This window comes from Microbacterium sp. 13-71-7, from assembly GCF_002257455.1.
Lineage (GTDB): Bacteria > Actinomycetota > Actinomycetes > Actinomycetales > Microbacteriaceae > Microbacterium.
This window is the reverse complement of sequence record NZ_NCKN01000085.1, coordinates 1-15273: the sequence shown is the minus strand read 5'-3', so window position 1 is coordinate 15273 and position 15273 is coordinate 1. Positions and strand designations below refer to the sequence as shown.

Below are 15273 nucleotides of genomic sequence, written 5' to 3'. Positions count from 1 at the left end.
TAGACATGCCGCAGACGGTCGTTCGGCATGAGCAGGAGCATCTCTATGCGGAGCAGCCGCACACCGCCGCGGGACGAGAACTGAGCGTCGCGCTGCTGCGTCTGCGTCGTGCGGAGCACGTGCAGGAAACGCGCGCGCTGAGCGCTTCAGGACTCTCGAATCTGGACCTGCGCGCCCTGCGCTATCTCGTGCAGGCGCATCGGGACGGCAGGGACCTCGGCCCCAAAGACCTCATCGCGATGCTCGAGACCTCGAGTGCGAACATCACCAATGTGGTCGACCGGCTCGTCAACAAGGGGTACGTCGAGCGGGTGAGTCATCCCACCGACCGGCGGGCGCATCATCTTCGCGCCACGGAGGCGGCGATCCAACACGTGGACAGCGCGGTCGGCGCCCACCATGCGGAGCTCGTCGCCGCGATCAATCAGATCGACGATGAGCAGGCCGCCGCTGCGGCGTCCGTCATCGCCCGGATCGCCACGGCGCTCGACGAGCTCGACACCCGTCAGCTGACCATGTGACAGACTCCACGGAATCCACCTCGCTCCGCCAGGAGCTCCAGCCAAGGGACGCCGCATGCGCGCACGCCGAGTGACGATCATCACGGGAGACGCAGGAAGGGCGGCGACCGGAGGATTCCGGATCGAACCGTTCACCTTCGGTCTGGTCGGAGCGCTGGGCGTGCTCGTGGCGCTGCTCATCGGCTCCATCGTGGGGCAGCTCTCGACCGTGCTGGTCTACATCGGGATCGCGCTGTTCCTCGCGCTGGGCCTCGATCCGATCGTGTCGCTCATCGAACGGAAGCTGCCGCGAGGCGCGGCGGTCGCGATCGTCGTGGTCGTGGTGGTGCTCGCCTTCGTGGGGATACTGCTCGCGATCGTGCCCATCGTCGTCCAGCAGGTCGCCCATTTCGTCGAGAACGCTCCGACCATGGTCGACGACGTCATGCACAGCGCTTGGTACAAACAGCTCGCCGGCCAGTTCGGGGACTCGTTCAACCAGGCGGCGGAGGGGATCCTCAAGTTCGTACAGGATCCCGGCAACCTCACCAAGATCGGCGGCGGTCTGCTCGCGGTCGGAGCGGGGATCGCAGGCGGGGTGACGGGCGTGACGATCGTGCTGATCCTGACGCTGTACTTCATGGCCTCGCTGCGCAGCATGAAGCGGGTTGCGGCGCGGTTCGTGCCCGCCTACCGCCGTCCGCGATTCACCGAGATCGTCGAGGACGTCTCCGGAGCCGTCGGACGCTACGTCATCGGACAGGCGAGTCTCGCCCTCATCAACGGCCTGCTGAGTCTCGTGTTCCTCACGATCATCGGGGCGCCGCTCCCGGCGCTGCTCGCGCTGATCGCATTCATCGGCTCGCTCATCCCTCTTGTCGGGACCCTGTCCGGGTCGATCATCATCAGCCTCACCTGCCTGTTCGTATCGCCCGTGACGGCGCTGATCGCCTTCGGCTACTACCTCGTCTACATGCAGATCGAGGCGTATGTGATCAGCCCGAGGATCATGAGCAAGGCGGTTGCGGTGCCGGGCGCCCTCGTCGTCATCGCGGCGGTGGGTGGCGGAGCCCTGGGAGGGATCCTCGGAGCGCTCGTCGCGATCCCGGTCGCCGCGAGCGCGATCATCGTCATCCAGAAGGTCGTCTTCCCCGCGCAGGACGCCAAGCTCACGCCTCCCGAGGCCGAGCCGGCCGTCTGAGCCGGACCGCACTCCCTGTCGCCCCAACGCCGAAGACTCCTTGCGCCCTCTGGGGTTGGGACGCAAGGAGTCGGTCATCGGCCTCGAAAGGCAAGTGCGGCTAGGCGCACCACTCGATCGTGATGGTGCCGCCCTGGCGTGCGGTGGTCCTCGTGTTCTGCTTCCAGGTCGACGTCGTGCCGATCACGCCGGACGCGGTGTCGAGGTAGCTCGTGCCGCCGGCGCCGCCTGCGCCCTCCACGACGTATGAGCTTCCGGCGAAAGCGGTTCCCCCACGCGCTCCGCTGCCTCCGCCCGCGTAGCCGCCCCCACCTGCGCCTGCTCCCGAACCGAGGCGGCTTCCGGCGTAGTCGCGCGACACGCCTCCGCCGACCGCACCATCCCGCGGCGATGCGGTGGCGAGGCCGGGGAGGAGGAAGAAGTTGTTACTGGGCGTCGCCGTCCCCAGCCCGGCGGCGCCTCCGCCGACGAGCCCGCCGGGGATATCCATTCGGCCTCCTGACTCGGACCAGTTCGCCTCGCCTGCTTTGCCCGCGTCACCGCCGCGTCCGCCGGACACGTAGTACCAGTTGTATCCGTAGATTCCCCCGGCTCCTCCGCCGCCACCGGCGACCACGAGAGGTTGACCGGCCCGGGAGATCGCCGATCCTGCTCCTCCTGCGGCACCTCCCCACCAGGTGCCCGGGCCGCCGTCTGGATTGCTTGCCGCGGGGTCCGCGTCTCCGCCCTTTCCGAATCCTTGTCCGCCGGTGGCGATCGAGGGGTTTGTCGTGTACGGCGTCAGACGTGAGGCGCCACCTTGGCCGACGACGAGGTCCAGTGTCTCGCCTGGCACGACCGGGATCGTTGCGGTCACGAGTCCGCCGTTCCCGCCCAGGATCGTCCAGTCGGCGCGCGTCGAGCCGCCTGCACCGCCGGCCACGATCACGGTGAGCGAGGTCACCTTGGCAGGAACGATGAAACTGGTGGTGATCCCCGCTGCGCTCGGCGAATCCGGAAGCGTGAAGAACGTCTTCTGCGTGGCGCAGGCGGGAGTGCTGGCTGCGGCCATCGGTACTGCGGCGGCCGCCGCCAGCACCGGGAGGGACCACGCGGCACCCTTCACGATGGTCCTGCGCCGGATGGTGCGGCTCGGCGATCCCCCCGATCGAATGGATCCCCCCGATCGAATGCCGGTCTCGTGATGCTGCTCGCTGCTGTTCGAATCGTCCATAGAGTCCCCTTCGCACAATGTCGTATCGGCCTCGCTGGCTTGAGCCGCGAGGCAAGACTGCATGTGCTCCATTCCATCGCCTGGAATGTCGAGAATCCGTGGTGAAACCGAAATCAGAGAGCAATTCGCCGAAAGCGCGAGAGGAAGTCGTCGGGTATTCGATGGGGGTCGTCTCCGCCGTGCTATTTCTTTGTGACGTCGGTGATTCGGGTACGGGTTCGGGCGCGAATCACCGGCAGGGGGCGGACGTTCGAAGGTCGGCGATCTTCGAACGTCCGTGGTCCCGGACTATGGGAGTCCGGGACCACCGCCGGGGTTCCGGCAGGTCCGGGTGGGGTGGCGGCTAAAGGCCCGAGCATGCCGCCCCGCCCGGGCTTCACCAGGCGCTGGGGAGACCCTGAGCTATGCGCCCAGTGACGTCGCGTTGTCTTCCTCGTACCGCTGGAGCGCATCCCGCATGCGTCGCGTCGAGGTGAAGCCGGACAGCCGCGCAACGGCCTCGGCGGAGTGCCGCCCGCTGCGCTGGCGCGACGTGATGATCGCCTGCGCCGAGAGGACCCGCTGGCGTTCGATCTCCCGTCCGGGAGTGGTGTCCTGCGCGGCGAAGATCCGGTGCAGGTGGGGGATGGAGACGCCCAGCAGGCGCGCGAGCTGCGCGACGTTGAGAGCGCTGTCGGAGTGCCTGGCCTCGATCACCTGGATCGCCTCCAGGAAGCGCCGCGAGAGCTCGTCGCTGCGCAGGTTCTCCACGGCGAGGGAGTTGACGATGGCAGCCGAGAACAGGGTCAGCACGGATTCGTTGAGGAACGGGTCGTCGAAGCGGATGTCGTCCTGCTCGGCCCTCGTGACCACGGTGTTCGTCGTCGCCGCGATGAGGTTCCAGTACAGGTCGGGGAGCAGACGCGGACCCTGCAGTGCGCGCAGAAGTAGGCTGTCTCCGCGCTCGAGGTCATCGAACTCCCAGTAGAAGCGCGCCCAGCTCTTCTCGCACGAGATGACGACGGGGGAGTCGGAGCGGACCACGAGGATGTGCTTCGGCGGCAGCTCATAGGAGCGGTCGCGGACCGCCACGCGCCCCGTCCCCTCGATCCCCACCACGATCCGCGCTGCGTGCCGGCGGGGTGCCGTGGTGCTCGTCAGGTGCGACGCCGACGACCAGATGCGGCTCGCCACCCACTTCTGCGAGATCGCCGAGTGGGCGACGATGCGAGGAAAACGACGATCGAGCGCTTTCCAGCCCAGCGACCGCAGGTGCTGCTCGTCGACGAAGATGTCCCTGCCGTTCTGCTTGTTCATGGTCCCCCGGTCCTTGACACGCATTGATCAGGAATAGCACGCGATCAGGAGAAGGCGATCTTGAGTGCAGATTTCTCTCATCGAAGATGCGAATTAGTCTCTGACGATCGACGTCGCCTTCTCGGCGGGTCCGTTGTGCAGCCCTCGCGTGTGGGGCGGGGTGGGCACAATAGTCGACGAAGAAAGCGACGAATTGTCATTGCGCGGACTTTTGTCCTGCGGTAATGGCCCGGACTGCGACGTCCGCGCCGCCCGCGAGGGGGAGTCGGGGGAAGCTCCCGCGGAGTGATCCGCGCCTCGTTCGCGTCGGCCTGAGCGTAGACGCAAAAACCGTGATGAGCCACGGTTTGTTATGGAAACGAGATGATCGGTTCGCTTAGACTCGCTCCCATGCCCGCAGAAGAGACCCCGGCGCCGCAGGGACGGCGGGCCAACGGCTACCCGGTCGGTCAGCGCACCCGCGCGAGGATCCAGGGCGCGGCGCTGCGCGAGTTCGCCGAGTACGGCTACCGCGGGTCGACCATGACGCGCATCGCCGACCGGGTCGGCATCTCCGAGGCCGGCCTGCGTCATCACTTCCGGTCGAAGGACGAGCTCCTCATCGAGATCCTGCGCGACCGCGACCGCGACCGCGCCACGGACGACCGCTGGGGGGACGCCGGCCGGCCGATCGGGAAGGCGGATCTCGAGTACAACCGTCGCCTGCTCGAGCTCAACCTCACGGTGCCCGACCTGGCTCGCCTCTTCGCGGTCGTGATCGGCGAGTCCGTGACGGTCGACCACCCCGCGGCCGACTGGGCGCGAGACCGCTATCGCGCCCTCGGTGCGACGATGGCGTACAGCGTGCGCGGCGGCATCGCCGCGGGCGAGTACCGCGCCGACATCGATCCCGACCGGATCGGGCGCCAGATCATCGCCGTCATGGACGGTCTGCAGCTCCAGTGGCTCCTCGATCCCGAGCGTGTCGATCCCGTGGCGGACTTCGACGCCTACGCGGCCGCCCTGATCCGGGACCTGCGCGTCCGCGACTGACCGCGAGGCTCGTCGACGACGCGGCGTCGACGACGGAGCGCCGTCGATCGCGGCCTAGGCTGACGATGGAGAGGATTGCTCATGGCGCGCGCGAACGAAGGGCAGCGAGGCACCGGTCGTGTCACCCTGACCGAGGTGGCGAGGCTGGCGGGCGTCTCGAGGTCCGCCGCATCCTTCGCCCTCAACGGCCGGACGGATCTGCGGATCTCCGAGGAGACGTCAGAGCGCGTCCGTCGCGCGGCCGAGGAGCTCGGCTACAGCCCGAACGCGACGGCCAAGACGCTGCGGACGGGGAAGTCGGGAACCGTCGCCCTCGTGTCGGACTTCATCGGCACGACGTCGGTCGCGAACGCGATGGTGCGGGGCGCGCTGCAGACCCTGCGGGACGCCGACACCCTGCTGTACACGGTCGACACCGAGGGGGATCCGGAGCTCGAATCGCGATTCCTGCAGAACCTGCGGAGCCGGGACATCGACGGATTCCTCTACGCCTCGATGTTCACTCGAACGGTCTCCGTGCCGGCCCTGGTGCGCGGTGCGCCGTTCGTGCTGCTGAACTGCGTGTCGGAGGGTACTGACGCGACGGCGGTCGTCCCGGACGAGTTCGCCGCGGGGGAGACAGCGGCGACGGCCCTGCTCTCCGCCGGCCACCGCGACGACATCTGGTTCGTCGGCGCGTTCCCGTCCGGATTCACCGGCGGCGTGGAGTGGCATGGCTGGAGGCCCCTCGCGCTCACAGAGCGGCTGGAGGGGATCGAGGCGACCCTCGCCACGGCCGGCACCTCGCTTGCGGGCAGCGTGCCGATAGAGAACGACTGGGACATCCCCAACGGCCGGGACAGCGTCGCCCGGCTCCTGTCCTCCGGCGCCACGCCGTCCGCGCTGATCTGCGTGAACGATGCGGTCGCGGTCGGCGCCTACCACGCGCTGCAGCAGGCCGGTCTGCGGGTGCCCGACGACGTCTCGGTCATCGCGTTCGACGGCAGCCCCCTGACGGCGGCCGTGGTGCCGACGCTCACCTCGGTGGCCCTGCCGCATGAAGAGCTCGGCCGACTCGCGGCGCAGCTGCTTCTGAACGACGTGCCGACGCCCGCCCTCCACCGCGTGCCGATGTCCCTGTCCGGCGGGGCCTCCGTCGCCGCTCCCGCCCCGAAACGCTGACCCCGCCCCCGGCACCTCTCGCCCTCTCGTTGACAGGAGCTATACCCGTATAGCAAGATGTCTCCGATGCCGGAATCGCGCCGTCGCGCAGTTCTGCAAGCCCGAATACGAGGGAGTATTTGCATGTCCCAGCTAAGAACCACGCCCCGCCCCGGCCCGAACGCATGGTGGGTCGGCTTCGTCTGCGGAATGGCGACGTTCGTCGACACCGGCGTCACGACGGGCGTCCCGATCGCCCTGGTGCTCTTCCAGGCGTTCAGCCCCGGCGCACCCGGCCTCACCGCGAACGAGGTCGGCCTGCTCACCGGCGCGCTCACCGCGGGCGTGGCGATCGGCTCGCTCCTCGGCGGGCGACTGGGCGACCGGTGGGGCCGGCGCACCGTGTTCATCGCGACCATGGCCCTGATCCTGGTCGGGGCGGTCACGCCCTTCATCGGCGTGAGCCTGCTCAGCCTTCTGGTCGGCATCGCGCTGATCGGCATCGGCGTCGGCGCCGATCTGCCGGTCGCGCTCGCGACGATCTCCGAGGCGGCGAAGGACCGCAATCGCGGCAAGATCCTCGTCTTCTCCAACCTCCTCGGCGGCTTCGGCATCCTCCTGGCCGTGCTGCTGGCCATCAACTTCGGCGCCTCGGGCCCCACGGGCGGCCTGATCATCTTCGGCACCTTCGGCGCGATCGCCCTCGGCGTCCTCCTGCTGCGGCTCACCATCCCCGAGTCGGCGGTCTGGCTCGCCGCGCGCGATGAGCGCCGCGCCGGGATCCACACCGTCCGCGCCGAACGCGGTCGCCTGCGCGACTTCGGCCGTGCCCCGTACCGTCGCTCGTTCCTCACCCTGATCGGCTTCTACACCCTGGCCGCCATGGCGACGAGCGTCGCGGGGAGCTTCGGGACCTTCGTCGCCGTCAACGTCACTCACGCCTCCATCGCCGAGTACAACTCGTGGACGATCCTCGCCATGCCGGCCGCGATCGTCGGCGCCCTGTGGTTCATGGCGGTCGTGGACACGAAGCTGCGGATGTCGTACTACGTGATCGGGGCGATCGGAGTCGTGGTCGCGAACCTGCTTCCGGTGCTCCTCGGGTTCAGCCTTCCCGCGCTCATCATCTCCACGGTGGCGACCGTGTTCTTCGGCGCGTTCTGCTTCGAGACGATCATGAAGGTCTGGACCCAGGAGTCGTTCCCGACCATGCTGCGCGCGACGGCGCAGGGCACCGTCTATGCCGTGTCGAGATTCGCCACGGCCGGCCTCAACGTCGTCACCCCGGCGCTCGTCGTCCTCAACCCGGGGGCGCTGTACATCGGCGTCTCGATCCTGGCCGCCGCCGGGTTCCTCGTCGGGTGGCTGGGCTTCCGCCGGAACGTCCGCAACGAGTTCGACCTCGAGTCCGAGCTCGTCACGGCGCCGTCCGTCGCCGTGACGACCAACCCCGCACACTGACCACGAAGGTGGACCTATGACCTCGATACTCCCGTTCCTGACGACCGCCGAGGGGCTTGCGCTTCGCGGTACGAGATACGTCCCCGCCCGGCCGGGGCCGACAGTCGTGCTCCTGCACGGCTTCGGAGCGGTGCGGACGGAGTACTCCGCCGTGTTCGCGTCCCTCGCCCGACAGCTCGTCGCGGCGGGGATCGGGGTCATCGCCTACGACCGCGCCGGACACGGCGAGAGCGACGGGGAGTTCTTCGACACCTCGGTCTCCCGGGACGTCCGCCATGCGCACGAGGTGCTGGCGGCCGTCGCCGCGCTCGACGGGGTGGACGCTCGGGATCTGCATCTGGTCGGGATGAGCCTGGGGGCCGTGATCGCGTCCGTCGTCGCGGCGGAGTCCGCACTGCCGATCCGCTCGCTGACGATGTGGTCGACCGCCGCGCTCTTCGCGGACGAGATCCGGGGCGGGAGCCTGCAGGGGAAGTCTCTGGCGGCGCTCGACTCGGTCGGATACTTCGACTTCCTCGGCATGCGGCTGGGGCCGGCGATGCGCGAGGACGCGATGTCCTTCGACGTCTACGGGCGCGCGACGGGGTATCCGGGGCCGGTCCGCCTGCTGCACGGGACCGACGACTTCGTCCCGGTGTCCTACGCCGAGCGCTACCTGGAGGTCTACGGCGACCGCGGCGAGCTGATCGTCGTGGACGGCGCCGACCACGGCTGGGCGCAGCTGCCCCAGCGCGACACCGTGCTCGATCGCACGGTCGAGTTCGTGGTGGCGAACTCCGGCCTCGAGGGGGCGAGATGAGCGCCGCGCGCGGGGAGACGGTGTCGCTGCCCGGCGGCGGCGTGCGCGTGGAAGGGGCACTCGAGCTGATGCCGGTGCCGGGAGGCGTGCGCCCGGTGCGGCTGCCGGTGCGGCACTGGTCGCACTTTCCGCCGGCCGCCGAGATCCTCCGTGCCGTCGTCTCGAACGCCAGCGGGGTGCGCCTGCGCGTGGACACCACGGCGACGCGCCTGACGCTGCGCGTGCGCTGCACCCGCATCCAGATGGGCGACTTCCTGCGGCCGCTGAACAGCTTCGTCGCGCAAGTCGACGGCGTCACCGTCGCGACCGCGGACGCGCCGGTCGATCAGACGCTGCAGGTCTCGTTCGCCGGCGACGAGGCGACGACCGTCGTGCACAGCGACTCCTCGCTCGTCGAACTCGCCCCGCTGCCCGCCGGACGCAAGACCGTGACCGTCTTCCTCCCGCAGAGCATGAACGTGGATCTTCTCGACATCGTCGGCGACGCTCCGGTCCTCCCGGCCGAGCCCACCGGTCGCCCCCTCTGGGTCCATCACGGCAGCTCGATCAGCCACTGCGCCGAAGCAGAGCACCCGACGAGCGTCTGGCCCGTCGTCTCCGCATCGATCGCGGACCTCGACCTGGTCAACCTGGGCTTCGGCGGTCAGTGCATGCTCGATCCGTTCGTGGCGGACGCGATCGCGGCGACGCCTGCCGACGTCATCTCGATCAAGGTCGGCGTCAACATCGTCGGCGCCCGTTCGATGGACCAGCGCACCTTCGTCCCGGCCCTGCACGGATTCCTGGACCGCATCCGGCAGGGGCATCCCCGGACGCCGATCGTGCTCTGCTCCTCCATCCTGTGGCCGGGCAGTGACGACGTCCCGGGGCCGAGCGATGTGGAGTTCCTCGACGATGGCGGCATCCGCTGCTACACGGCGGGCGACCCGGCCGACATCGGCAAGGGCGCCCTCACCCTCGCCGAGTCCCGCAGGCAGGTCGCCCAGGTCGTCGAGGTCCGTCGTGCGGCGGGCGAGGACATCGTCTACCTCGACGGGCTCGACCTGTACGGTCCGGCCGACGTGAACGCGCACCCGCTGCCCGACTCGCTGCACCCCGACGCGGAGCTCTACGAGGAGATGGGCCGCCGGTTCGCGCGGTCCGTGTTCGGCGAGCACGGGCTGGTGCCTCGTCCGGTGCTCGGGGAGGGCGTGCCCTCGCGCGCCGTTCCCGCCTGACGTCGAGCGCGATAGAGAACCTCACTCCGCCGTGATCCGGCCCTGCTCGAGCCGGATCACGCGGGTGGCGGTGGCGATCGCGTCCATCTCCCGCGCCGCTACTCGCTGAGACGGCGGTGGCGGCGGATCCTCCGCAGGCCGACAGGGTCGGGGCGGTCATCGGGAGCGTCGGCGATCGCGCGCAGTCGGGCGCGCGCCTCCGAGACGGCGAGATGCATGCCGATCGCGACCAGCTCGCCGTTCTCGGGCGCCTCCGTCAGGGGCTCCACGTGCACCGAGGATCCGACCACGTTCACGAGGTAGCCCCGTTCGCCCTTGGCGCCGCGCACGCGCACCCGGCCTTTCACGCGGTACGCGCCGGACGGAGGATCCTCCAGCAGGTCGACGAGGGCTCCCGGGGGAACGGGGCCCGTGAGTGCGACGGACACCGCCTCGGCGTGCGGGTGATCGTGCCCGCCCGCCTCCTCGCGGAGCAGACGCGCCAGCGGCAGCTCGTCCACCGGATCCTCGGCGCTCGCGGTGTCGAAGACGAGGGACGGGTCGATCCGTCCGCTCTGCGCCTCCACGAGGTGGACCGAGGGGTTGCGGAGACGGACCCGCTCGCGGATCCTCGCCAGGGTGTCGGCGCGCTCGTGCTCCGCCAGCAGGTCCGTCTTGCCGAGCACGACGAGCGAGGCGGCCGCATAGCGTGCGGGAGGTTCGGGGTGCGTGTCGACGGTGCGGAAATGCTCGTACGCGTCGATGACCTCGACGACGCCGCCTGGCCGCACGCGCTCGGCGCCGCTGAAGCGGATCACCCGCGCGAGCGCCCCCGGTTCGGCGACGCCGCTGGCCTCGATGAGGATCGCGTCGAGACGCAGCCGCGGGTGCGACAGTCGTTCCAGAGCGTCGTCGAGTCCGCCGGTATCGGGCAGGCAGCACAGGCAGCCGCCGGAGATCGCCGCCGCCTCGTCGATCTGGCCGCTCACGAGCGTCGCATCCACGTTGATGCTGCCGAAGTCGTTCACGACGACGCCGAGTCTCGCGCCCGGGGCGCGAAGGAGATGGTTCAGCACGGTCGTCTTGCCCGCCCCGAGATATCCGGTGATCGCGATGACGGGGATCCGGCGGGCGGTTCCGGGCTCTGCGGGATCGTGCTGCGCCGTCATGAGGATCCTCGTCCGCCTGTCCGTGTACCGACCTTTCGGACACCAGTCTATTGAGAATTGCTATCAATAGCGTCGTGGTCGTGCGGGGCAGAGGCCGTGTCCTTCAGGAGCCGGCGGCCGACGTGGAGCGGCCGGCCACCGGCCTGTCTCACATCGAGATCGGGGTGATCTCGTAGACGTCGATCGTGCCGCCCATCATCGAGTGCGGGTGGCCTTCGAGCAGACGTTCCGCTGCGGCGAAGTCCTCCGCCTGGATCTGGCTGTAGCCGCCGACCGACCGATCCGCGCCGGGGGAGACGGCGATCGTGGGGTTGCCGAAATCGAGGAGCGCGTCACCCGCGCGGGCGGCCCAGGCGTTCCAGGCCTCCATCATCGCGGCGCCCTCCTCGGGCGTCGGCTGCGGCATGGCGGCCATCGCCTCGGGGTCCGCGCGGTACAGCAGCAGGTAGTTCGTCATCGATCCTCCAGGGAGTCCGTGACAGCCGGGTGCTGTCACGCGGTGAGGCCGAACGCGATCGCGTCGGCCACCTGACGAGACGCCGACAGCGTCGGATGATGACGCGTCGAACGGATCCCTGAGAAAGTTCGCGGTCTCCGCGTCATGGAATCGCCTTCTCCGCGTCTCTCCATCAGCAGGAGTTCTATGGGAGAGCTCCGCACCCGGGGAACACATCTGGAGCACTACACCGTGTCACGCCTGCAGGACTTGACGAAGTCCGTCGACGCCTCATCCGATACCGAACTCGTCGACCGCACGCGGGGAGGAGATGCTGCCGCGTACGCGGAGCTGTGGAGCCGGCACTACCGTGCCGGCCTCGCCGTCGCGCGCTCGTTCACCGGGACCTTCGACCCCGACGATCTGGTGTCGGAGGCCTTCACGAAGATCTACACCACGATCTCGCGCGGGGGCGGCCCGACCGCCGGCTTCCGCCCCTACCTCTTCACCGCGATCCGGAACACGGCTGCCAGCTGGGGGCGAGGATCCCGTGAGATACCGATGGAGTTCGCCGAGAGCATCCCCGACGTCCGGTTCACCGAGGAGAACCAGCTGACGGCGCTCAACGGGTCGCTGGCGGCTCAGGCGTTCCGCGCGCTGCCCTCGCAGTGGCAGGAGATCCTCTGGTACACCGAGGTGGAAGGCATGCCGCCGCGCGATGTCGCCCCTCTGATGGGCATGCGGCCGAACGCCGTGGCCGCCCTGGCCTACCGGGCGCGAGAAGGACTGCGGGCATCCTGGATCCAGGTGCATCTCGCATCGCTTCCTGCGGAGTCCGAGTGCCGGTGGACGATCGAGCACCTCGGCGCGAGCTTCCGGAAGAAGCTGACGAAACCGAACCAGCGCCGGGTCGACGAGCACCTGGGGGCATGCCCGACGTGCCCCGTCGTCGCGGAGGAGGCGGACGAGGCCAATCGGCACATCGGCTTCGTCCTGCTCCCGCTCGCCGCCGGCGTCGGAGGCGCCGCCGCCTACACGGCATGGATGGCGACCGACGGAGGGGCAGCCGCCTTCGCCACGGAAGGAGCGCTTGCGGGGGAGGCCGTTCTGTCGCCGTCCGTCCCCGTCGCTTCCGCGGGAGTGACCCTCAAGGTCTCGGCCCTGGTGCTGGCCGGTGCGGTCGCGGCTTCGATGGCGGTCACGCTGGTCGGGGCGCTCGCCCCCGAGGCGGAGCCGCCGACCATCGCCATGAGCGCCTGGACGGCGGTTCCGCCGGCGCCCCGGCCGGCGGTCGTCGCGTCGATCCCGAGCGGACCTGCCGCGGGCGCCCCTGCGCAGACGGCGCCACCCGCCGTGGCGCCGCAGATCGACGTCCGCCTTCCGGCATCGCCTGCCGGCCCTGTCCGCGTGGCGCCGGCAGCAGGCCCGCTGGCGCCGTCGCCGTCGCCGTCGCCGTCGCCCAGCGCGCCTGCGACGCCTGCCCCGCTGCCGGCCGGTGCGCCGGCGGCACCGTCGATCGTTCCCCCGGCCGGCGCTCTCGCGGCGCCGGTGATCCTTTCGCCGCGCAAGGGTACGGTGCAGTCGGATCTTCTCCTCGTGCACGGAAGCGCGGGCGCGAATGCCGCGATCACCGTGCAGCTCCTCGCCACCGCGGGACAGATCGTCGCCCAGGCCGCCGATTCCGCGAACCCCTCCGGGATGTGGACCGCGCCGATGAAGATCACCGGCGTCCCGGACGGGCAGTACACGCTCTCCGTGGTGGCGTCCCAGGGGCTCCAGCTCAGCCAGCCGGCCTCGGTGCCGGTGACCGTCGGTCGCACACTGCCCGATGTCGTCGTCACCGCGATCGACGGCGGCGGGCGGCTGTTCCCGGTCCTGACGGGAACGGGAACCCCCGGAGCGACGGTGCACGCCGTCGTCGGACCCGCGGACACGACCGCGTCGGTGGATCCGCAGGGGAACTGGACGATGCCCCTCGTCGACGGGCTCGCCGCCGGCGGCAACACCGTCACCGTGACGCAGACCCTGTCGGGGGAGACCTCCTCGCCCCTCCTCGTCGACGCGCCGCTGCACGCCCCCGTGCTCACGCTGACGACGGCCTCGAACAGCGTCGTCATCACCGGCGACGCGGGCGCGGCCATCGAGCTGCGCACGGGTGGCGGAGCATGGACTCCCGGCGTGCTCGATGCGACCGGCGGCCTCACGGTGCCGATCAGCACCGGGACGGCGACCACAGTGGACGTCCGCTACGCCGAGGCCGGCCGGTACGGACTCACCAGCACGATCGCCGTTCCCTGACGGGCAGGGGAGAGCGCCTGAGGGGCGTGCGAACGTCGACCGGCCCCTCGGGGAGGTTCGGAGCCGCGTAATGATCTTCCCTCCGTGGCGTCTATAGGGAAAGGCATCGATCGAGGTGCTCGTGCGGGGGAGGGCAGGATGACGTCTTCGGAGGGTCCCCAACGGGGGGAGATCGTCGTCTGGACTTCCGCGAAGAGCGTCCTGAGAGGCATGGTGACGTCACGCGACGAGGAGAGCTCGTCCCTGTGCATCCTGCTTGATCCGTGGACTGACGCCCACGCGTGGGTGCCCATCGCCGAATGCACCGCCCGCGACGCAGCGGGCGAGGCCCTCTCCAGGGCTGACCCTTACCTCAACGCCCTCTCGGATGCGGCACGCAGAGTGTCGGAGATCGCTGCGGAGTTCGCCATGCGGGGAGATTTCCGCCGCTGTGCCGGTGCGACGCGCGCGTACGGCAGTCTCCTCGAGCTGATGAGCGCGGCACGGCAAGAGCCGTGATCCGACCCGCTGAGTGCTTCGGATCCGCGGACGGAACTGATGGGTCGCAGATTCGTCATGATCCGAGATCCCCGGCGTCTCTCTCGACGAAGGAAGTAATCCCAGGCCTCCTTCGGATCCGGTCAGACCTTCCCGCCTGACCATTCGAAGCCGTCGCTCCAGTCGGCGACTTCGGCACGCGGGCGGGAGCGAGGCTTTTCCCCTGCCTCGTTCCCGCCCCTCTTGCATCCGAGGGGGCCGGACGGGCTCTCTCCGTTCCATCGACGGATCCGCTGGTCTGGGGCCGCGGGGAGTATCGACACCTCGCTTCAAGAACTTCTTCAGCGGTTCGTCATAATCCGCGCCGGCCGGCGTCTTGATGGGTATCGGCATACGAAACGCAAGAAGCGAGTGTTGAAATGACCCCTAGATCACGGCTCGGCCACGAGGTGACTCGTCGTGCCCTCCGCCGCAACCGCGCCCGCAAGCGGCAGGCGTGGCGGACCGCGGTTGCGCTGCTGCTGGTCGCTGCCGGGATGATCACCACGGGGAGCGGAGTCGCGGCGTCCGCCGCCGTGTCGCAGGTCGCCGCGGCGGCTGCCTCTCCGACGCCGACTCCGACTCCGACGTCGACGCCGGATCCCACGATCTCGCCCGCGTCTTCACCTTCGCCGTCGCCCGCGCCTTCACCTTCGCCCGCGCCATCGCCCGCGCCTTCGCCTTCGCCCTCCCCGTCGCCCTCGCCGACGGCGGCTCCGGTCGCACCGAAATCAAGCGCCATGTCACCGGCGACGGCCCCGCTCAGCGTCGCAGCTCCGCTGGCGGCCACCGCTGCGGCGTTCACCTGCAGCTCGAGCTCCGTCTACTCGGTGACCAATACCGGCGGCATCTACCTGACGAACGCCACAACGGGTGCGTCGACGGCGAACGGCTCGTTCACCGTGCCTGCGGGAGACACCGTCAACGCCTTGGCTCTCGGACAGGCGGGGAACTACATCTGGGCCATCGACCAGACGGCGCCGTCGATCCTTCGATACGACGCGTCCACGGGATTG

15 protein-coding genes are annotated in these 15273 nt (G+C 69.6%); 11 read left to right on the top strand and 4 right to left on the bottom strand.

The window, feature by feature from the left end; genetic code table 11:
• The coding region (locus B7X32_RS10050) for a MarR family transcriptional regulator (protein ID WP_366246978.1) at positions 1-521 on the top strand (521 nt) is incomplete at its 5' end.
• Between the two features lie 55 nt (positions 522-576).
• Entirely contained in the window at positions 577-1701 is a 1125-nt protein-coding gene (locus B7X32_RS10045) for an AI-2E family transporter (RefSeq protein ID WP_292719075.1), read from the top strand.
• Positions 1702-1801: 100 nt separating this feature from the next.
• Here B7X32_RS10045 and B7X32_RS10040 read toward each other — a convergent pair whose 3' ends face one another.
• The gene (locus B7X32_RS10040) at positions 1802-2644 is read right to left on the bottom strand and encodes a hypothetical protein (protein WP_292719073.1); all 843 of its coding nucleotides are present in this window, start codon (positions 2642-2644) and stop codon (positions 1802-1804) included.
• Between B7X32_RS10040 and B7X32_RS10035 the strand changes: the two genes are divergently transcribed.
• The gene (locus tag B7X32_RS10035; RefSeq protein ID WP_292719071.1) at positions 2631-2885 is read left to right on the top strand and encodes a hypothetical protein; all 255 of its coding nucleotides are present in this window, start codon (positions 2631-2633) and stop codon (positions 2883-2885) included. The genes B7X32_RS10040 and B7X32_RS10035 overlap by 14 nt on opposite strands.
• 431 nt (positions 2886-3316) lie before the next feature.
• Here the strand turns inward: B7X32_RS10035 and B7X32_RS10030 are convergent, their stop codons facing one another.
• Entirely contained in the window at positions 3317-4210 is an 894-nt protein-coding gene (locus B7X32_RS10030) for a hypothetical protein (protein ID WP_292719069.1), read from the bottom strand.
• Positions 4211-4600: 390 nt separating this feature from the next.
• Between B7X32_RS10030 and B7X32_RS10025 the strand changes: the two genes are divergently transcribed.
• The 5 genes from B7X32_RS10025 (at position 4601) to B7X32_RS10005 (ending at position 9859) form a co-directional block, all read left to right on the top strand.
• Entirely contained in the window at positions 4601-5242 is a 642-nt protein-coding gene (locus B7X32_RS10025) for a TetR/AcrR family transcriptional regulator (protein WP_292719067.1), read from the top strand.
• Positions 5243-5323: 81 nt separating this feature from the next.
• Entirely contained in the window at positions 5324-6403 is a 1080-nt protein-coding gene (locus B7X32_RS10020) for a LacI family DNA-binding transcriptional regulator (protein WP_292719065.1), read from the top strand.
• A 123-nt stretch (positions 6404-6526) separates the two neighbouring features.
• Positions 6527-7843, top strand: a complete 1317-nt coding sequence (locus tag B7X32_RS10015) for an MFS transporter (protein WP_292719063.1) — start codon at positions 6527-6529, stop codon at positions 7841-7843.
• 16 nt (positions 7844-7859) lie between these two features.
• The gene (locus B7X32_RS10010; RefSeq protein WP_292719061.1) at positions 7860-8642 is read left to right on the top strand and encodes an alpha/beta fold hydrolase; all 783 of its coding nucleotides are present in this window, start codon (positions 7860-7862) and stop codon (positions 8640-8642) included.
• Positions 8639-9859 (top strand): SGNH/GDSL hydrolase family protein, encoded by a 1221-nt coding sequence (locus tag B7X32_RS10005; RefSeq protein ID WP_292719059.1) that lies wholly within the window; start codon positions 8639-8641, stop codon positions 9857-9859. The genes B7X32_RS10010 and B7X32_RS10005 overlap by 4 nt, the downstream gene beginning before the upstream one ends.
• Positions 9860-9957: 98 nt before the next feature.
• Here the strand turns inward: B7X32_RS10005 and B7X32_RS10000 are convergent, their stop codons facing one another.
• Together B7X32_RS10000 and B7X32_RS09995 are read right to left on the bottom strand one after the other, a co-directional pair.
• Positions 9958-11007, bottom strand: coding sequence for a CobW family GTP-binding protein (locus tag B7X32_RS10000; RefSeq protein ID WP_292719057.1), 1050 nt, complete (start codon positions 11005-11007; stop codon positions 9958-9960).
• 148 nt (positions 11008-11155) lie between these two features.
• Entirely contained in the window at positions 11156-11464 is a 309-nt protein-coding gene (locus B7X32_RS09995; RefSeq protein ID WP_292719055.1) for a hypothetical protein, read from the bottom strand.
• A 249-nt stretch (positions 11465-11713) separates the two neighbouring features.
• Here B7X32_RS09995 and B7X32_RS09990 point away from each other — a divergent pair, with 249 nt between their 5' ends.
• The 3 genes from B7X32_RS09990 to B7X32_RS09980 all read left to right on the top strand — a co-directional run.
• Positions 11714-13741 (top strand): sigma-70 family RNA polymerase sigma factor, encoded by a 2028-nt coding sequence (locus B7X32_RS09990; RefSeq protein WP_292719053.1) that lies wholly within the window; start codon positions 11714-11716, stop codon positions 13739-13741.
• 210 nt (positions 13742-13951) lie between these two features.
• A complete protein-coding gene (locus B7X32_RS09985) occupies positions 13952-14239 on the top strand; it encodes a hypothetical protein (protein WP_292719051.1) in 288 nt (95 codons plus the stop codon).
• 758 nt (positions 14240-14997) lie between these two features.
• The coding region (locus B7X32_RS09980; protein ID WP_292719049.1) for a hypothetical protein at positions 14998-15273 on the top strand (276 nt) is incomplete at its 3' end.